Source organism: Pseudarthrobacter sp. CCNWLW207 (assembly GCF_037203945.1).
Classification (GTDB): domain Bacteria; phylum Actinomycetota; class Actinomycetes; order Actinomycetales; family Micrococcaceae; genus Arthrobacter.
The window spans coordinates 397,753-414,953 of record NZ_JBBCBS010000002.1 but is presented as its reverse complement, the minus strand read 5'-3'; the positions used below and the strand labels follow the sequence as shown (position 1 = coordinate 414,953).

Sequence of the window (17,201 nt, the reverse complement as noted above, 5' to 3'; positions counted from 1 at the left end):
TCACATAGTGGGATCTGGCTCTGGACGAACAATAACGAGCATCCTGCAGCCTCTGCCGCTTGCATACGGTCCGTGGGCCATGCCCGGTGGGCGGCATGCGTACATGCCGGCTGTGAAGGTTTTCCCGAGCGTCAGATCAGTGAGTTCGCCTGAGAGAATCATGACCTCTTCCCAGTAGTCATGGACGATCACGCCGCCGGCCGTTGTATCGGCGCCAGGATCATAGCGTTGGAGCAAAGTTGAATCTCCCCTGAGTGGGTCCGCGGCGAGTATTTGCTCCCAAATTCCGCGTTCGGCGTCACCGTTGACCTTCCGCCAGCCAACCGAGGGTTCGTGGAACTCCAGTTCCGGTTTATTCACTGCAACTCCTTTGGGCCGCTGGTGATAAATGTATACATATAGTATGCGAGGGCTGGAGATGACGTGAATGTGTGCTGCATGGCGCGCGGCTGCACCGCTATTCGCGTTTGCCATACTGGATCTATGCAGGCGACGACGACGGTGTTGGTCGAGGGCGAGAGTGACCGGATGGCGGTCGAGGCGCTGGCCGTTCGCGCTGGCCATGACCTGTCGGCCGAGCGTGTAACCGTTGTGCCCATGGGCGGCGCCACCAGCATCGCCCACTTCCTCGACCGTTACGGCCCGGCTGGTGCAGGCCACCGGCTACTCGGACTGTGTGATGCGGGCGAGTCACGAATTGTCGCCCGCGCGCTCGCCCGGGCGGGTATCGGGTCCGATTCGCTGGCCGAGCTTGGGTTCCATGTCTGCTACGCCGACCTGGAGGACGAACTCATCCGATGCCTTGGGGTCGATGCCGTGCTCGGCGTCATCGCGGACCAGGGCGAGCTCGCATCGTTCCGGATCCTCCAACGCCAGCCAGCACAGCGGGATCGGCCGATATCGGCACAGTTGCGCCGGTTCTTCGGAGGGCGCAGCGGTAACAAGCTCCGCTACGCCGGACTACTCGTCGACGCTTTGCCAGCCGGGCAGGCTCCCCCACCGCTCGCCAACCTCGTGGCATCATTCTGATGTGAACGACGGCCCTGAATCCGCCATGCACCCAAACGGGCCCTAAGTGCACTCCCAGCCAGCCGCCGTCGGACGCCTTTCGGGGCATTTTCCGACACCCCCTAATGGGGCACTTTAGGGCTTGCCCGTGCGGTTGTTACCCGTTCTTACCTCTATCATTGAGCTTGCGGGAAACTGCGTACTTTTTGCTCCGCCGGCGGAGTCCATAACCGGCGTACCTGCGGGCGGCAGCCCGCACCTTTGAAGGGAACACTATGGCTCGGAGCCCCGAAGAATCGCTCAAGGCGACTCTGGGCAGAGTGGCTCCAGGCACGCCACTGCGTGATGGACTCGAACGCATCCTCCGCGGACGCACCGGCGCACTCATTGTTTTAGGCTCGGACCGGACCATCGACTCCATCTGCTCCGGCGGGTTCGACATCGGCATCGACTTCTCCCCCACCCGCCTGCGCGAACTGGCAAAAATGGACGGTGCCATCATCTGCGACAAGGACGCCGGGAACATCCTGCGCGCCGCCGTCCAGCTGGTCCCGGATTCAAGCATTGAAACGCAGGAATCGGGCACCCGGCACCGCACAGCGGAACGTGTGGCCATCCAGACCGGTGTCCCCGTCATCTCCGTCAGCCAATCCATGCAGATCATCGCACTGTACGTGAACGGCCTTCGCCACGTGCTGGAGGGATCCGAGAAAGTCCTGGCCCGCGCCAACCAGGCCCTCGCCACCCTGGAGCGCTACCGTTCGCGGTTGGACCAGGTCACCAGTTCGCTGTCTGCCCTGGAAATCGAAGCCATGGTGACCGTGCGCGATGTCGCCGTTACCCTCCAGCGCCAGGAGATGGTCCGCCGGATCTCCGAGGAAATCTCGCAGTACGTCCTGGAGCTCGGCGAGGACGGCCGGCTGCTGTCCCTCCAGCTCGATGAGCTCACGGTAGGCCGCGGTCCCGGCAGCGATGTCATCATCCGTGATTACGCCAGCCCGGATGCATCAGCCGACGACATTGAAAAAGCTGTCAGCGCCCTGGTGAACCTCGGGCCCACCGAGCTGATCGACCTCGGCAAGATCTCAGGAATCGTCGGTTTCGCCGGCGGCGAGGCCAACCTGGACGCCGTAGTTCAGCCGCGCGGTTACCGGCTGCTTTCCGGCCTCAAGGCAGTCCCCAAGGCTGTTGCCGACCGCCTCGTGGACCACTTCGGAGGCCTGCAATTCCTGATGGCTGCCACGATCGATGACCTGATGACGGTGGACGGCATCGGCGACCAGCGCGCCCGAACCGTTCGCGAAGGCCTGAGCCGGATGGCCGAAGCCAGCCTGTTGGACCGCTTCCTCTAAATCCATCGATTGTCCCCACCGGCACCCTTGCCTCGCAAGCTCGGCCAGGGAACCCTGCCGGCGTGGGCCCATCGGGTGAAGGTCAGCTGAGCTGGAAAACTGCTTTCGGGCTTGCCCTGGAGCCGAGTTTGGCCGTGAAGATGTAGTAGGCCCCGCCGGCTCCCGGCTTGGCCTCGATGGGTTGGCAGCCTTCCAACGTCCGGTTCCGTGCCCACGGAAAGTTCGCCGTTTCGCTGGCACCCGGCGCGATGGTCTTCACCAGGTCCTCGCTCTTGGCCTGGCAGTCCCGGGACGAGAAGATTCTGTCCGCGCCGCTTGTCACCAGGAACTCCATCTGGGACGTGCCGATATTCACTTCGCAGGGCATCGTGCCGCCATTTGTCACCTTGAGGGTGAGCAGCGGGTTCTCGTCCGGGCCGTAGGCTGCCTTGTCGGTGGACGCCGAAACGGTCACCAGGTTCTGGTTGCAGCCGGGAGTTGCGGTAGGCGTGCTGGTGGGGTTTGCCGACGGCACAGCCTCAGTGGGGCTGGCGGTGGGATCGCCAGTGGAGGAAACCTGGCTGGAACTGCTGCTGAATGCCCCAGCCGCCGCGAAGCCTCCAAACACCATGGCAGCTACCATCAGCAGGGCGGCTCCCACGAACAGTCGACGCCGCCGGTACACGGCGGGGCTCGGCTTCCGTCCGGTGCGGGAACCGGATGCGGAAGCCTTGCTACGTGATGTTGAAGTGCCTTGCCTACCCATCCTTCTAGGCTAGAGAACCGGCCGGGCTCCGCCGCCCCACCACGCCGCGCACCCCGCCAACGCTATGGTCACGGATTGGTTCCGGGCTGGGTTTCCGGCCGTTTCGGCGCCCCGCTTGGCATCCCAAACCGGGGATCCACTACAGTGTTGGGATCGACGCCACAACCCTCGCCCCAGCACCTTGGACTGCAACTTCGCCTGCAAACTTGAAGCAGCCGTCCGCCCGCGGCTCCAGCCTCGTCCACCTGCACAGCGGGATCAACAACTGGTTCGCCGAGACTGCCCGCGACCTCCCGTGGCGGGAACCTGCCTGCTCGCCGTGGGGCGTGCTGGTCAGCGAAATCATGCTGCAGCAGACGCCGGTGGTCCGCGTGCTGCCGGTGTGGCGGGAATGGCTGGAACGTTGGCCCACTCCCGGAGACCTGGCCTCCGAACCGGCAGGGGAAGCAGTCCGGCACTGGGGAAGGTTGGGTTATCCCCGCCGGGCCCTTCGACTGCACGCGGCGGCCGTTGCCATCGGACGCGATCACGGCGGCCAGGTCCCGGGCACCTACGCCGAGCTCCTGGATCTCCCCGGCGTGGGCAGTTACACGGCTGCCGCGGTGGCGGCGTTCGCATTCGGCCGCCGGGAAACCGTGGTGGACACCAACATCCGCCGCGTCCATGCCCGGCTTATGTCCGGCGTCGCGCTTCCCTCCCCATCCCTGACGTCCGCGGAGATGCGGCTCGCGGCGGAACTGCTGCCGGACGACGCCGACACGTCCGTGCGCTGGAATGCTGCGGTGATGGAACTCGGCGCGCTGGTGTGCACGGCTCGTGCACCGAAATGCGCCGTGTGTCCCGTGCGGGACTCGTGTGCGTGGCTGGCGGCAGGCGAGCCGCCGCCGTCGTACGTTCCGAAAGGCCAGGCGTGGCACGGCACCGACCGCCAGGTCCGGGGAGCCGTGATGGCCGTGCTGCGCGTCGCTGACCGGCCGGTCCCGCCAGAGATGTTTCAGCAGGAACCGGCGGACCTCGGTTTCGCGCCCGCCGGAATAGGCGTGCCGCTGGCCGCGCTGCACAGGCTCAACTCGGCCCCGGAACAGCTGGAACGCGCGCTGGCGGGGCTCCTCGGCGACGGCCTCGCCGAGCTGCACCAGGGCGGCTACCGGCTGCCTGCCTGAGCCATTCCAGCCATTGACAACGGCCCGTCCCTTCAGGGGTGGCATACTTCTTGGTGACCGGAACCGGGGGAATTCCATGAAGATCGTGCTTTACATCATTTGGGCGCTGTTTGTGGTGGGCGTTGTTTTTGCCTTTGTCCACACGCTGCGCAAGGCCAAGCGCCACGAGAACCTGATCACCAGCTGGCCCAAGGCGCAGGCAACGGTGACCGGCAACGTCGCGGGGTGGACACATGGCGGAGGCGGCTCAACGCGGAACAGGCGCTTCTACCCCACCTACCAGTTCGCTGACCCCAACGGAACCCTGCATGCCGGCGAATCCGAGGTTTCGTACGTAAACCAGCAGGTGCCCGGATCGCTGCTCGAAGTGGCGTACAACCCGGCAAATCCCAACCAGTCGTTCCAGGTGGCGTACGAATCAAAAAAGGTGATGGGCTGCCTGATGCCGTTCTTCGCACTCTTCGCCCTGGGCTCGTTCTGGTTTATCGGCATCTTTCCGGTGGGCTGACCCATGGATTTCCTGAAGCTGCTTTTTGTTGTCCTGCCGGGACTTTTCCTGGTGCTCGGCCTGATCCTGGCGGGCCTGTCCCTCTCAGCATCGTTGCGACGGCGACGCTCCATGACGGGGTGGGTGCACACGTCCGCCACCGTCACGGGCAACCTCCACGGCGCTGACGGCCCGGCCAGCAACGGCCGGGACCGGTTCGCCCCGTCCTACGAATTCGCGGACACACGCGGCCAGCGGTGGCTGGGGCAGTCCGACATCTACAGCCGCGACCAGGCGATCATCGGCACCACGATCCCGGTGGCCTACAACCCGGCAAACCCGGCCGAATCCACGCTGCCGGTCTTCGTTATTGCCAAAGGCCGAATGGCAACAGGTCTCATTCTGGTGACCTTCGGCGTGCTGGCCATAACGATGTTTGCGTCACTTTCCTGGTAGCCGTGCGGGCATCCGCCCGCCGGTTCTACCCTGAAGTATGAGCAAGTCCGGGGTACTTCTGGCACTGATAACGACGACGGCGCTCACCTCTGGCTGCTACTACTTCCCTTACGAAACACCGTGTCCGGCGATCGCACAGGCGTCTGTTGTGTCGGTTACCGTTGCTGCCCCCTACGTGCCCCAGGTGGGCACCCTGCGGCTGAAGGCGTGCCAGGACGGTGTGTGCACCGAGAATACCCTCGAGCTGCACCAGGGCAGCGTTTCCATTGATCAAGGCTGCAGTCCGGACGGCGTCTGCTCTGCAACGGCTTCCCCCGACGGGACCATGATCGGCATGCTGTTCCTGGACTCCCTGACCGAATCGCCCATGGCGGTGACGGCCACCGGAACCTCCCCGGACGGCTCGGCGCTGCCCGTGCGGACACTGGACTTCCGTCCCCGCGGCGAATTCCCCTACGGCGAGCAGTGCGGACGGTTCATAACGGCATCAGTAGTGCTCGACGCCAAGGGGCTGCGGCAGGCACCCTGACGCCAGGTAGGTCCGCTTAAGGCTGGGCGGGGTCGGCTGCCCCCGCGTGCGGAACCTGCGGAGCTGTCCCGAACAGCCATGCCGACACGTCGCTTCGCAGGACAAGATGGGGACCGCCGGTTTCGCTCACGCTGCCGGTGGGAACGTAGTAGCCGCGGCCGGCACCGGCACCACCGGCGGCCCGGTCAAGGGCTTCCACGAGCGGCCTGGTCAGATGGCCCTGGGGCCCAAGCCCGCGCAGCCCGTCCAGTTCTTCAGGGGTTAGCCTGCCAAGAATTTCAGCAATATTGGCCATGATGGATCCCTTCGAGCAGAGAGTGCCTGAAGGGACAATCTAGGGCACCACCGTTAACGGCGCGTGAACGCGAAGTGGCACCTTAGCGCCCGTCAGAACAGGGTGGCCTGGCCCAGCAAGCCGCCCGTGGAGCCGTCAGCGTCCGGGCCGGCCAGGTCCGCCGATGCCCGCCACTCAAAGCCGAGTTCCGCGAAGAGCTCCTCGATGGATGTCTGTCCGTCCAGCACCACCAGCGGGCAATTGTCATCCAAGTCGAGCCGTTCCATGGCATCGAGCATATTCGCAGGCTATGACAGGACGGAGCGAACACACCGGGGACAGCCCAAACAGGACGGCAGGGACTCCTATGGTTCCCCGAATCCAGCCTGGACCAGCCCGCCAACGTAGTTGACTGCCCGCTCGGCGTCAACGCCCCAGGCTTCCACATGCAGCACCGAACCCTTGCCGGCGGCAAGCGTCATCAGAGCAGTCATCGAGGTCCCGTCCAGGCCATTGACGGTCACGCGCGCGTCCAGGGACGAGAGCCCCCCGGCGATCTTGGCCGCCGGGCGCGCATGCATGCCCGCCTGGTTGATGAGCTCAAAGTCGCCAGTAAACTCCGGCCCTGCCCCTGTCACTGAGCCCTCTTCGACAGCACTGAAGGAGGACGACGGCGGAACCCCCTGCGTGGAGCCGTACACCCCTTCCGCCGCACGCTTGACGGCGTGTACGTCCGCCCCGCCCTGCGCTGCCACGGCTGCAGCCACCAGCCCTTCCACCAGAGGGGCGTCGGCCAGCAGTACACCGTCCGGGTGCCCCGCAAACTCCAACGCGGATTCTGCTGTCATGACGGCCGATCCCAGATCGGTCAGGACCACCACACCATCCCCGCCTGAAGCTTGCTCCAAGGCGGCCATGACCCTCTCCAGGCTGGTGCCGATCCGGCCGTCCGGGGTGCCCCCGGCGGACACTATCGAAACATCAGGTGCCATCTGCGCGGCAAGTTCCGCGGCGCCGTCGGCTATTTTTTCACTATGGGAGACCACAACCAGGGCCACGCTCACGCCGCGGCCCCGACTGCCGCGCGCAGGATCAGGGCACTGGAGGCGGCCCCCGGGTCACGGTGGCCGGCGCTCCGCTCCCCCAGGTAACTGGCGCGTCCCTTGCGGGCAACCATGGGATCCGTGGCGACGGCACCCGCTTCAGCAGCCTCGGCGGCAGCCACCAGTACCTCGAGGACCGTGCCGGCACCGCCTGCTGCCGCAAGAAGGGCCGCTTCAGCAGCCGGCGTCCACGCATCAACCATGGTCTTGTCGCCCGGCTCGGCCTTGCCCCTGGCCACAATCCCGTCCCTGGCCGCTACCAGGGCCCCTGCGAAGGCCGCGGGTTCCACCTCTAGCGAATCGCCCAGGGATGCCGCGGCCCGGAGGAAGGCGGTTCCATACAGGGGACCGGCGGCGCCTCCCACCTTGGACATCAACGTCATGGCCGTCAACTTCAGTGCTGCCCCAGGCGTTGCCGGGGGGACCTCGGCGAGTTTGTCCAGCACGGCCTGGAAGCCGCGGTCCATGTTTTCGCCGTGGTCCGAATCCCCGATGGCACGGTCCAGTTCAATGAGCCACGCCCGGTGTTCCGCCATGGCCTGGGCGCAGAGTGTCAGCCACTTCACGGCCCAATTCGCATCGAGAACCATTGCTACACTCCCCAGCGCAAGGCGGCCGTGTGGACCGGGGCGTCCCACAGTCCGGTCAACTCATCGTCGAGCCGTAGGACGGAAATGGAGCAGCCCTGCATGTCCAGGGCGGTGACGTAGTTCCCCACCAGCGAGCGTTCCACGGTGGCGCCTTTGTTCGCGATCACCCGGGCGGCGCGCCGGAACACAATGTAGAGCTCGCTCAGCGGCGTCCCGCCCATTCCGTTGACGAACAAGAGCACTTTGTCGCCAGCGGCGATGCCGAGGTCGCTGAGCACGGGTTCCAGCAGCCTGTCAGTAATGGCGTCCGCGCTTTCCAAAGGGATTTTGTGCCGGCCGGGTTCGCCGTGGATCCCGATGCCGATCTCGATCTGGTTCTCACCGAGATCGAAACTGGGTGAGCCTGCATGCGGCACCGTGCATGCAGCCAGAGCTACGCCCATAGTGCGGACGTTGCTGTTTACGCGGTCACCGATGGCGGCCACGGCGTCCAGGTTGTCGCCCCGCTCAGCAGCGGCACCGGCGATTTTCTCCACGAGCACCGTTCCGCCCACACCCCGCCGCCCAGCCGTATACAGCGAGTCCTCCACGGCAACGTCATCATTGACCAGGACCGTGCGGACCTGCACCCCTTCGGCCTCGGCCAATTCGGCGGCCATTTCGAAGTTCAGCACGTCACCGGTGTAGTTCTTCACGATATGGACGACGCCGGCACCTGAGTCCGCTGCCTGGGTCGCCGGAAGGATCTGGTCCGGCGTCGGAGAGGTGAACACCGCCCCAGGCACGGCGGCGTCGAGCATTCCCCGCCCCACAAAGCCGGCGTGAAGCGGTTCGTGGCCGCTTCCGCCGCCGGACACCAGCCCCACTTTGCCGGCCACCGGCGCGTCCTTGCGGATGATGAACCGGGGCTCTGCACTGACGGTGACAAGGTCCGCATGGGCCATGCCGAAGCCGTCCACTGACTCGTCCACAAAAGCGCGGGGATCGTTGATGAGTTTTTTCACGGGGCTCCCGGGCGGTCAGTCTTCCTGGAGGATGTCACTTTGACCCTACTACCGCCACCCGCACTCCGGTAGTTCCCGCCCTTGCGGCCAGCGTCTGCCTGCTAGCCTCTGCCCGTCAGCCTCTGCCGCTAGCCTTGCCCGCGGGTTGCCCGCGTTGGCCGCGCGTGGCCGGAAACGACGAAAGGGACAGCCCCCAATGACTGTCCCTTTGCGCACGTGCCCCCAAACACAGGCCATCCATAGTTTATCCATCAATTCGACTAAAGCAAGGAAAAGTCCTGGTATGACGCAGCCCCGCCATCCGAACGGACGGCGGGGCTGGCGGCTCAACGAGTCAGGCCACCGCGGTGTGGACTACCCTTGCCGCGGGCAGGATGGCGTGGCCATGACGGAAGAGGTTCTTCGGATCCAGCTCCGCCTTCGCTTCGCCGAGCCGGACCCGGGCAGCCTCCGGCCAAGCGCTGGCCGCCAACTCGGGCGCAGCGAGGTGTCCGTGCAGGTTGACAGCGGTGCCTCCCGTTCCGAACGGCTCAAGCGCCAAACGTGCGGCGGTGATGGCGGCCGGAACCAGGTGGGCAATCTGCGGTGCCATGATCCCCACCGCGAAGAACGAGAGTGCGGCATCGCGCCCGCCCACGCAGTCGCCGTCGGGATCGGCTCCGTTGAGTGGAACGGCCAGCGCGCCGCCCATCAGCCGGATCTCCGCCAGCAGGAGCGGAGCGGTGCTGTCCGGCCCGGCCAGCTGAAGCAATGCTTCCGCCAGACCGTCGCTGAGTTCCCTAAGCAGCATTCCACCTTCGTGGACGGGCACCGGATGCTCCGGATCGGCGTGGATCTCATCCACCCGTAAGTAGGGAAGCGGACCGACGCCGTCTACGAGGACGGGAGCGGCCGCGCGCATCGGAGCGAGCAGCCGCCCTCCTTCCTCCGCAGTGCCCTGCCAGGCAAACCGCAGGTGCATCACAAACTTGCCACGCAGGAAGCCCGGCACTTCCTCCATGTCCGGCAAGCGCAGAAAGGCCAGCGACGCCGAGGCCTCCGCCGGCAGCGACCCGCTCCAGTGACGGAAGGCCGCGAGCACTTCACGGGCGTGCCTACCCTCGTAGAAGATGCCGCCCGCGAACAGCTCGCCGGCCGGGAACAGCGAAAACTCCATCGCCGTGACGATGCCGAAGTTGCCCTTGCCGCCGCGAAGCAGCCCGAACAGCCGCGGATCGCTGTGGGCATCCACCCTGCGCAGCACGCCGTCGGGGGTGACAAGGTCGAACGCAAGCACGTGGTCCGACGCGAAGCCGTACTTCCGTCCCAGTAGTGGAATGCCGCCACCGAGGGTATAGCCAACAACGCCGACGTCGGTGGTGGAGCCGTGCAGGCCCATCAGCCCATACGGGGCCGCAGCCCTGAGGACGTCCCGCCAGCGCACGCCGGCGCCCACCCGGGCGGTCTGCTCTTCGGGATCTATGGATAGTTCCAGCATGAGCCGGGTGCTGATCAGCAGGCCCCCGGTAATGGCATTCGCGGCTCCGTGGCCAGTGGACTGGACCGAGATGGACATGTCGCGGGCGGCGGCCCACCTGACTGCGGCAACGACGTCGTCGGCGTTGACCGCACTCAGCACCAAGTCCGGAGTGTGGCGGGTGGCGAGGTTAAAGGCTGCGACTTCCGCGTCATAGTGGGCGTCGCCGGGGGCATATACGAGCCCGCGGACCAGAAGCTGAAGCTCGGTTTTTTCCGTGTGGGAGGAGAGGATGTGCATGAGGTGCTTTCGATAGTCGGGGTTTGCTCCCCAGCAAGTTCACCTAGTTTATCCATCGAATCGATCAACGAAAAGACTTCAAAAATCATCCATAATTTCCGGCCCTGGCCAGCCGAGTGTCAGAGGAACTTGATCATCCGCGTGTTGCCCAAAGTGTTGGGCTTTACCCGCGCCAGATCAAGGAACTCGGCCACACCTTCGTCATGGGAGCGGAGTAGTTCGGAGTAGACCACTGGGTCCACCGCGGTCTGGTCCTCCATCACTTCGAAACCGTGGCGCTTGAAGAAGTCCACCTCGAAGGTGAGGCAGAAAACGCGGGCAACACCCAGCGCGCGGGCCTCCTCCAGGAGGCTCTCCACCAACACGTGGCCCACACCCTTGCCGCGCCAGGCATCGGACGCGGCAAGAGTGCGCACCTCGGCCAGGTCTTCCCACATAACGTGCAGAGCGCCGCAGCCGATGACGTCGCCGTCGTCCGATTCTGCGATCCGGAACTCCTGCAGGCTCTCGTAGTAGGCCACCGTCTCCTTGGCCATGAGGATCCGCTGCTCCGCCAGCGGCGCCACCAGCCTCTTGATGGCGGCCACATCGCCGGTGCGGGCAGGACGGATATGAAAGGAGTCAGTCACAGGCTCAATCCTACGAGGCGCGTGTACGGTCCGCGGGACAGCGCCGTCCCAAGAACGGCACCACCCCCCAGACACATGCCGGCGCCTGCGCCTTCGTCGCTCTGACGGCGCCTACACAAGTCCCTGGCGGCCTGCGCCTCGTGCGTCAGTCGCCGTGACGTCCGGCATTGAGGTGAAGGAGGCTGGGACATTTCTGTAGCTTGCGTCAGAGCGACGAAGGAGCAGCAAGCGGGAAATGTCCCAGCTTCCGAGCCGGAAGTAACCAGAGCCGGAAGTAACCAGAGCCGGAGGTAACCAGAACCGGAGGCTAGAGACCAAGCTCCGCAGGCACCGGAACGTCCTTGCCCAGCACGTTCTTGGCGAGGAAGCTCTCCACGACGCCGTACCAGACCTTGGCATGCTGCGGCTGCAGGATCCAGTGGTTCTCGTCCGGGAAGTAGAGGAAACGGTGCGGGGTCTGGCCGTCCTCGTCCGCGGCCAGCCTGGACTTGGAGAGGAGTTCGTACCAGAGCCGCAGGCCCTCGCCGATGGGCACACGGTAGTCCTTGTCGCCATGAATCACCAGCATGGGGGTGCTGATTTTTTCGACATGGAGGTGCGGCGAGTTCTCCAGGGCCATCTCCGCGGTCATTTCCTTGAGCCAGTACTGCGAGGCATCCGTGGTGGGGCCGAACTGGTCCAGGGCCCACAGGCTGGCGTGCGTGACGATCGCCTTGAACCGGTCCGTCTGGCCTGCCACCCAGTTGGCCATGTAGCCGCCGAAGGACCCGCCCATGGCCGCGGTGCGGCTTTCATCGATGTCCGGGCGCTGCACGGCAGTGTCGGTGACAGCCATCAGGTCCGTGAACGGGGCCTTGCCCCACTCGCCCCAGCCCCTCTGAATGTGCGCCTGCCCATAGCCCGTGGATAAGGCCGGATCGGGCAGCAGAACCGCGTACCCCTTCGCTGTGAGCAGCCAGGGGTTCCACCGCCACGTCCAGGCGTTCCAGGACCCCAGCGGCCCGCCGTGAATCCACAGCAGCATGGGCGCAGGCGACTCAGCCGACGCGCCGTCGGGCAGCGCCAGGTACGCCGGCACTCGCGTACCGTCCCCGGCTGTGGCAGCCAGCCGCTCCAGCCGGCCGGCGCGCTTTGGCCGTTCTGCCGGGGCCGGCAGCCTGGCAGTCTCCCCCGTTTCCAGGTTGATTCGTACGGCCTCCGGTGGGAACTCATAGGAGCTTCGCAAGGCATATGCAGTGCGCCCGCCGGGAGAAACCACGACGTCGGTGTACGCCGCCGCATCCTGGGTCACCCGGGTGACGCTCACTTCCGCGGCAGACGCCGGAACGCTAATCCGGAAAACGGGCGACGCGCCGTCGTCGTCCGCGGTGACCAGGAGGGCGGACCCGTCGGGGAGCCACGCTGCCGGCTTTGCCCAGCGGTCCCAGTCGGGGACCAGCGGGGTGAGGCCGGCGTTGTTGCCGTTTGACTCGTGGGCGTTGCCTGAAACGTCCAGCAGATGCAACTTGACCTGTGGGGCCTCGTGCGGGGTGGTGTCGCTTTCGCTGACCACCACCAGTGTGTTCCCGTCGGGGCTGACCGGGCCGGGGAAGTAGCTCATGCCCGCCTGGTCCAGGAGTACCTTCTGGCTTGCGGTGGCCACGTCCACGGCGACCAGGACCGAGCGGCTGTCCGCCTTGGCCAGCGGCCGGGTGTAGCTCGTGTAGATGGTCCGGCCATCCGGACTGACCACAGTCTCGGCCTCACGGAGCCGCGGACCGGCGTCCGGGGTCAGGTTTCGGAGCTGCAGCGGCGCCGTCGCATCAACAGTGGACGGCCTGCCAGGTTCCTTGTCCTCGCCCGGTTCCACGGCGAAAATCCGCGGCTGCCCCGGCCCCAGGTCGGCGTCCCAGTATCGGACCGGGTATTCGCTGTGAAGGATGGCCGCGACCTTGTTGTCCTTGCGGGATTTGCGCCGGTCGGCGTCGTTCTCCTCGTCCGTTGACCCGGCCAGGATCTCTGCCGTGACAAAGGTGGCGTCCGCGTTCCGGGCGGCCATGACAGAACCAACCCCGCCGGGGCGCGAGAGAACCACGCGGGCTTCCCCGCCGTCGGCCGGCAAAAGCCACAGTGCGTTGACGGGATCTGCGTCGGGGCTGTCCGGGTCCGGGCGCGCGGAGGTGAAGTAGACGTCGCCGTTGGCCGCGAAGGCGGCCCCGGCCTCGCCCTTGGCGCTGCGGGTGATGCGCCGGGCATGCCTCTCCCCGGAGGGATCCAGCTCCCACAGGGCCGTAGCGAATTCGGTGCCCTTGCCGTTGAGCGTGGAAACGGTGGTGACCAGCCTCCGGCCGTCCGGGCTCAGGGACAAACCGCTGACGCGCGGAATGGCCAGGTAATGGTCGAGGTCGTGGAATGGGGTTTCAGGTTGCTCGCCCGGGATCGCCGGGTTTTCAGTTTCCATGCCCCGATTCAACCCGACTGTGCCCCGCATCACAAACCCCAATGGTCGACACACGACGCCGCAGCTCGATGTCGCTCACTCAAGCCAGCGGTCCCCTGAGTAGATGGAGAGGGGAAAGCGAAAGGCCCCGCCTGCTCCTTTTCGGGAGCGGGCGGGGCCTTGGCTTGTTGCTAGGCGCTCGGAGCGATTTCCGGGATGCGCGGCTTGGCGTTGCCAGCGAAGGTGAACTTGGCGTCGTCTCCTTCGCCGTCCACATCCACTACTACGATGTCGCCGGCGTGGATTTCGCCGAACAGGATCTTCTCGGAGAGCTGGTCCTCGATCTCGCGCTGGATGGTGCGGCGCAGCGGCCGGGCACCCATGGCGGGATCGTAACCACGGGTGGCGAGGAGCACCTTGGCGGCCGGCGTGAGCTCGATGCCCATGTCCTTGTCCTTGAGGCGCTTCTCCAAGCGTGCCACGAACATGTCCACGATCTCGATGATCTCGTCCTGGGTCAGCTGCGGGAAGACCACGACGTCGTCAACACGGTTGAGGAACTCGGGACGGAAGTGCTGCTTGAGCTCCTCCGTGACGCGGGCCCGCATCCGGTTGTAACCGGTCTGCGTATCCGTGCCCGACTGGAAGCCGGTGGCAACGCTCTTCGAAATATCCCGCGTTCCGAGGTTCGTGGTCATGATGATCACGGTGTTCTTGAAGTCCACTACACGGCCCTGGGAGTCGGTCAGGCGGCCGTCTTCCAAGATTTGCAGGAGGGAGTTGAAGAGGTCCGCGTGGGCCTTTTCCACTTCGTCGAACAGGACCACGGAGAATGGACGGCGGCGAACCTTCTCGGTCAGCTGGCCACCTTCCTCGTAGCCCACGTAGCCCGGAGGTGCACCGAAAAGGCGCGAAACCGTGTGCTTCTCGGAGTACTCGGACATGTCCAGCGTGATAAGGGCGTCCTCTTCACCGAACAGGAACTCGGCGAGAGCCTTGGCCAGTTCGGTCTTGCCGACGCCAGTAGGACCGGCGAAGATGAAGGAGCCGCCCGGACGCTTGGGGTCCTTCAGGCCTGCACGTGTGCGGCGGATCGCCTGGGACAGGGACCGGATGGCCTCGTTCTGGCCAACAACGCGCTTGTGCAGTTCCTCTTCCATCTTCAGCAGGCGCGAGGACTCTTCCTCGGTCAGCTTGAAGACCGGAATGCCCGTGGAGTTGGCCAACACCTCGGCAATGAGATCCTCATCCACCTCGGAGATGTCATCCATACCGCCGGACTTCCAGTGGCGTTCCTTCTCAGAGCGCTCCGTAATAAGCTTCTGCTCCTTGTCGCGGAGCGCGGCAGCACCTTCGAAGTCCTGCGCGTCGATCGCGGACTCCTTCTCCATCTTGAGCTTGGCAATCCGCTCGTCCATGGCCTTCAGCTCCGGCGGGGCTGTCATCCGGCGGATGCGCAGCCGGGCGCCGGCCTCGTCGATCAGGTCAATGGCCTTGTCCGGCAGGAAGCGGTCCGAGATGTAGCGTTCAGCGAGGCTGGCAGCGGAGGCCAGGGCGCCGTCGGTGATGGTCACGCGGTGGTGCGCCTCGTAGCGGTCACGCAGGCCCTTGAGGATCTCGATTGCGTGCGCAACTGAGGGCTCCTTGACCTGGATCGGCTGGAAGCGGCGCTCCAGGGCGGCGTCCTTCTCGATGTGCTTGCGGTACTCGTCCAGCGTGGTGGCGCCGATGGTCTGCAGTTCACCGCGGGCCAGCATGGGCTTGAGGATGGACGCAGCATCGATGGCACCCTCGGCGGCACCGGCACCCACGAGGGTGTGGATCTCGTCGATGAAAAGGATGATGTCGCCGCGGGTGCGGATTTCCTTGAGCACCTTCTTCAGGCGCTCTTCGAAGTCGCCGCGGTACCGGGAGCCTGCCACCAGGGACCCGAGGTCCAGGGTGTACAGCTGCTTGTCCTTGATGGTCTCCGGGACGTCGCCGCGGACGATCGCCTGGGCAAGGCCTTCGACGACGGCGGTCTTGCCAACACCGGGCTCGCCGATCAGAACGGGGTTGTTCTTGGTACGGCGCGAAAGGACCTGCATCACGCGTTCCATTTCGGATTCACGTCCGATGACCGGGTCCAGCTTGTTCTCGCGGGCAGCCTGGGTCAGGTTGCGGCCGAACTGGTCCAGGACCACCGAACCGGCCGGCGTGCCTTCGGGCTGGCCCGCGCCAACGCCGGCGCCGGTGGTTTCCTTGCCCTGGTAGCCGGAGAGGAGCTGGATGACCTGCTGGCGGACCCGGTTGAGGTCTGCGCCGAGCTTCACCAGCACCTGGGCTGCCACGCCCTCACCCTCACGGATGAGTCCCAGCAGGATGTGCTCCGTGCCGATGTAATTGTGGCCCAGCTGCAAAGCCTCCCGCAGGGAGAGTTCCAGCACCTTCTTGGCGCGGGGGGTGAAGGGGATGTGGCCGGATGGGGCCTGCTGGCCCTGCCCGATAATCTCCTGCACCTGCTCGCGCACGCCGTCGAGCGAAATGCTCAAGGACTCAAGAGCCTTGGCGGCAACGCCCTCACCTTCATGGATCAGACCCAAGAGGATGTGTTCGGTACCAATGTAATTGTGGTTCAGCATGCGTGCCTCTTCTTGGGCAAGCACAACTACGCGACGGGCACGGTCCGTAAATCGCTCAAACATTTCGCCACACTCCTAGCTACGACGTACTTTGATGCTACGTGGCCGACCCAGACTTGTGGAGCGTGTTCGCCACAGGGGAAACCGGGGCCGGCGCGGGAATATCCCGCAGGTGCTTCCGCCAGGACATGACAGCGCCCGGCCGTCCGGCCCACTGCCACCTCCGAAGGTCCGCTGGGCGCGCCGGATCGTTCGCCGGAAATGCCCTTCGCGATTGACCCGAAGTGAAGTCGGCGTCTTTTCCATCCAACTGTTTCCACTCGACTGAAGCGGGCTTGCTAATAGTCATTTGGCACAAAAAACCCTGCCTCCACCCAAGGGTGAAGACAGGGCCTATTACGCCGCCAGGAGGCAAGGTTCTAGGAATTTGCCTTTTGGTAGGCTTCTTGGATTTCAGCCTGAATTCGACCCCGGCTGTTAACCGTGTAGCCGTTGTCCCGTGCCCACTGCCGGATTTGGGCGGAGTCATTGCTTCGGGCGCCAGAAACTGCCTTCGTGCGGGTGGCACGGCCGGCGGATGTCTTGCGCCCTGCGGCAATAAACCGCTCCAGGGACGAACGGAGCTCGGCCGCGTTGGCCGAGGACAGATCAATTTCGTAGCTGACCCCATCGAGGCCAAAACGGACATTCTCGTCCGCGGATCCCCCATCCAGATCATCTACGAGGATGATGTTTACTTTCTGTGCCATTAATAGTCTTCCTCTTGGAAAGGTTCGGGTTTTCAGAAAAGCAGGATGTTCCTGATAAAAGTATGACCCTCATTATGGCAACGCGTCAAAGCGTGAAATGGTTCCTGGGGATATTCCCAGAAAGTTCTGTCGTTTTATTTATTCGCGTCGGTATCAGGCGCGTCCAATGGCCCCGACGCACGGCTTTCCGCCTCCGCCTGGGCTTTAGCCTCGGCCTGCCGCTCGGCTTTGTCGGCATTGAAAATCGACTTCATGGCAAACCAGAAAAGCAAGCCCACCACAAGCGAGGGCAGAAGCACGGCGACGTATTCCACGG

Annotated in this window: 19 protein-coding genes; 6 read left to right on the top strand and 13 right to left on the bottom strand. The window is 65.0% G+C overall.

Features of this window, described 5'->3' with window-relative positions:
- Complete coding sequence (locus V9L17_RS04980) at positions 1 to 474, bottom strand: cupin domain-containing protein (protein ID WP_337350680.1); 474 nt, start codon at positions 472 to 474, stop codon at positions 1 to 3.
- Between V9L17_RS04980 and V9L17_RS04975 the strand changes: the two genes are divergently transcribed.
- Positions 439 to 1,029: a TOPRIM nucleotidyl transferase/hydrolase domain-containing protein gene (locus V9L17_RS04975; RefSeq protein WP_337350679.1), complete on the top strand. Its 591-nt coding sequence runs from the start codon at positions 439 to 441 to the stop codon at positions 1,027 to 1,029. The two genes, V9L17_RS04980 and V9L17_RS04975, sit on opposite strands and share 36 nt — an antisense overlap.
- A 254-nt stretch (positions 1,030 to 1,283) precedes the next feature.
- Positions 1,284 to 2,360 carry a DNA integrity scanning diadenylate cyclase DisA gene (gene disA / locus V9L17_RS04970; RefSeq protein ID WP_337345480.1) on the top strand — a complete coding sequence of 359 codons (1,077 nt, stop codon included), beginning with the start codon at positions 1,284 to 1,286 and terminating at the stop codon, positions 2,358 to 2,360.
- An 82-nt stretch (positions 2,361 to 2,442) separates the two neighbouring features.
- Here disA and V9L17_RS04965 read toward each other — a convergent pair whose 3' ends face one another.
- Entirely contained in the window at positions 2,443 to 3,105 is a 663-nt protein-coding gene (locus V9L17_RS04965; protein WP_337350678.1) for a hypothetical protein, read from the bottom strand.
- Positions 3,106 to 3,311: 206 nt separating this feature from the next.
- Here V9L17_RS04965 and V9L17_RS04960 point away from each other — a divergent pair, with 206 nt between their 5' ends.
- From V9L17_RS04960 to V9L17_RS04945, 4 genes are all read left to right on the top strand, one after another.
- Positions 3,312 to 4,268, top strand: coding sequence for an A/G-specific adenine glycosylase (locus V9L17_RS04960; RefSeq protein ID WP_337350677.1), 957 nt, complete (start codon positions 3,312 to 3,314; stop codon positions 4,266 to 4,268).
- Positions 4,269 to 4,344: 76 nt separating this feature from the next.
- Positions 4,345 to 4,776 carry a DUF3592 domain-containing protein gene (locus V9L17_RS04955; protein ID WP_337350676.1) on the top strand — a complete coding sequence of 144 codons (432 nt, stop codon included), beginning with the start codon at positions 4,345 to 4,347 and terminating at the stop codon, positions 4,774 to 4,776.
- Between the two features lie 3 nt (positions 4,777 to 4,779).
- Entirely contained in the window at positions 4,780 to 5,211 is a 432-nt protein-coding gene (locus V9L17_RS04950; RefSeq protein ID WP_337350675.1) for a DUF3592 domain-containing protein, read from the top strand.
- Between the two features lie 37 nt (positions 5,212 to 5,248).
- Positions 5,249 to 5,740, top strand: a complete 492-nt coding sequence (locus V9L17_RS04945) for a hypothetical protein (protein WP_337350674.1) — start codon at positions 5,249 to 5,251, stop codon at positions 5,738 to 5,740.
- Between the two features lie 16 nt (positions 5,741 to 5,756).
- Here the strand turns inward: V9L17_RS04945 and V9L17_RS04940 are convergent, their stop codons facing one another.
- The 11 genes from V9L17_RS04940 to V9L17_RS04890 all read right to left on the bottom strand — a co-directional run bounded on the left by V9L17_RS04940 (position 5,757) and on the right by V9L17_RS04890 (position 17,199).
- The gene (locus tag V9L17_RS04940) at positions 5,757 to 6,035 is read right to left on the bottom strand and encodes a hypothetical protein (RefSeq protein ID WP_337345475.1); all 279 of its coding nucleotides are present in this window, start codon (positions 6,033 to 6,035) and stop codon (positions 5,757 to 5,759) included.
- A 92-nt stretch (positions 6,036 to 6,127) separates the two neighbouring features.
- Complete coding sequence (locus V9L17_RS04935; RefSeq protein ID WP_337350673.1) at positions 6,128 to 6,313, bottom strand: hypothetical protein; 186 nt, start codon at positions 6,311 to 6,313, stop codon at positions 6,128 to 6,130.
- A gap of 66 nt (positions 6,314 to 6,379) precedes the next feature.
- On the bottom strand, positions 6,380 to 7,078 hold the full coding sequence (gene dhaM / locus V9L17_RS04930; protein ID WP_337350672.1) for a dihydroxyacetone kinase phosphoryl donor subunit DhaM: 699 nt from the start codon (positions 7,076 to 7,078) through the stop codon (positions 6,380 to 6,382).
- Complete coding sequence (gene dhaL, locus V9L17_RS04925; protein WP_337345472.1) at positions 7,075 to 7,707, bottom strand: dihydroxyacetone kinase subunit DhaL; 633 nt, start codon at positions 7,705 to 7,707, stop codon at positions 7,075 to 7,077. The genes dhaM and dhaL overlap by 4 nt, the downstream gene beginning before the upstream one ends.
- Before the next feature lie 2 nt (positions 7,708 to 7,709).
- Complete coding sequence (dhaK, locus tag V9L17_RS04920; protein WP_337345471.1) at positions 7,710 to 8,711, bottom strand: dihydroxyacetone kinase subunit DhaK; 1,002 nt, start codon at positions 8,709 to 8,711, stop codon at positions 7,710 to 7,712.
- 334 nt (positions 8,712 to 9,045) lie between these two features.
- On the bottom strand, positions 9,046 to 10,467 hold the full coding sequence (locus V9L17_RS04915; protein WP_337350671.1) for an FAD-binding oxidoreductase: 1,422 nt from the start codon (positions 10,465 to 10,467) through the stop codon (positions 9,046 to 9,048).
- A gap of 119 nt (positions 10,468 to 10,586) precedes the next feature.
- Positions 10,587 to 11,096 (bottom strand): amino-acid N-acetyltransferase, encoded by a 510-nt coding sequence (locus tag V9L17_RS04910; protein ID WP_337350670.1) that lies wholly within the window; start codon positions 11,094 to 11,096, stop codon positions 10,587 to 10,589.
- 307 nt (positions 11,097 to 11,403) lie between these two features.
- Positions 11,404 to 13,536 (bottom strand): S9 family peptidase, encoded by a 2,133-nt coding sequence (locus V9L17_RS04905; protein ID WP_337350669.1) that lies wholly within the window; start codon positions 13,534 to 13,536, stop codon positions 11,404 to 11,406.
- Between the two features lie 170 nt (positions 13,537 to 13,706).
- Positions 13,707 to 16,199 (bottom strand): ATP-dependent Clp protease ATP-binding subunit, encoded by a 2,493-nt coding sequence (locus V9L17_RS04900; RefSeq protein WP_337345467.1) that lies wholly within the window; start codon positions 16,197 to 16,199, stop codon positions 13,707 to 13,709.
- A gap of 356 nt (positions 16,200 to 16,555) precedes the next feature.
- Positions 16,556 to 16,885 (bottom strand): histone-like nucleoid-structuring protein Lsr2, encoded by a 330-nt coding sequence (locus V9L17_RS04895; RefSeq protein ID WP_337345466.1) that lies wholly within the window; start codon positions 16,883 to 16,885, stop codon positions 16,556 to 16,558.
- Positions 16,886 to 17,019: 134 nt separating this feature from the next.
- Entirely contained in the window at positions 17,020 to 17,199 is a 180-nt protein-coding gene (locus tag V9L17_RS04890; RefSeq protein ID WP_337345465.1) for a hypothetical protein, read from the bottom strand.
- Positions 17,200 to 17,201: the final 2 nt, after the last annotated feature.

Coding starts and splice junctions, on each gene's coding strand:
- V9L17_RS04975 (WP_337350679.1), top strand. CDS start 439: ATGGCGCGCGGCTGCACCGCTATTCGCGTTTGCCATACTGGATCTATG.
- V9L17_RS04980 (WP_337350680.1), bottom strand. CDS start 474: ATGGCAAACGCGAATAGCGGTGCAGCCGCGCGCCATGCAGCACACATT.
- disA (WP_337345480.1), top strand. CDS start 1,284: ATGGCTCGGAGCCCCGAAGAATCGCTCAAGGCGACTCTGGGCAGAGTG.
- V9L17_RS04965 (WP_337350678.1), bottom strand. CDS start 3,105: ATGGGTAGGCAAGGCACTTCAACATCACGTAGCAAGGCTTCCGCATCC.
- V9L17_RS04955 (WP_337350676.1), top strand. CDS start 4,345: ATGAAGATCGTGCTTTACATCATTTGGGCGCTGTTTGTGGTGGGCGTT.
- V9L17_RS04950 (WP_337350675.1), top strand. CDS start 4,780: ATGGATTTCCTGAAGCTGCTTTTTGTTGTCCTGCCGGGACTTTTCCTG.
- V9L17_RS04945 (WP_337350674.1), top strand. CDS start 5,249: ATGAGCAAGTCCGGGGTACTTCTGGCACTGATAACGACGACGGCGCTC.
- V9L17_RS04940 (WP_337345475.1), bottom strand. CDS start 6,035: ATGGCCAATATTGCTGAAATTCTTGGCAGGCTAACCCCTGAAGAACTG.
- V9L17_RS04935 (WP_337350673.1), bottom strand. CDS start 6,313: ATGCTCGATGCCATGGAACGGCTCGACTTGGATGACAATTGCCCGCTG.
- dhaL (WP_337345472.1), bottom strand. CDS start 7,707: ATGGTTCTCGATGCGAATTGGGCCGTGAAGTGGCTGACACTCTGCGCC.
- V9L17_RS04915 (WP_337350671.1), bottom strand. CDS start 10,467: ATGCACATCCTCTCCTCCCACACGGAAAAAACCGAGCTTCAGCTTCTG.
- V9L17_RS04905 (WP_337350669.1), bottom strand. CDS start 13,536: ATGGAAACTGAAAACCCGGCGATCCCGGGCGAGCAACCTGAAACCCCA.
- V9L17_RS04900 (WP_337345467.1), bottom strand. CDS start 16,199: ATGTTTGAGCGATTTACGGACCGTGCCCGTCGCGTAGTTGTGCTTGCC.
- V9L17_RS04895 (WP_337345466.1), bottom strand. CDS start 16,885: ATGGCACAGAAAGTAAACATCATCCTCGTAGATGATCTGGATGGGGGA.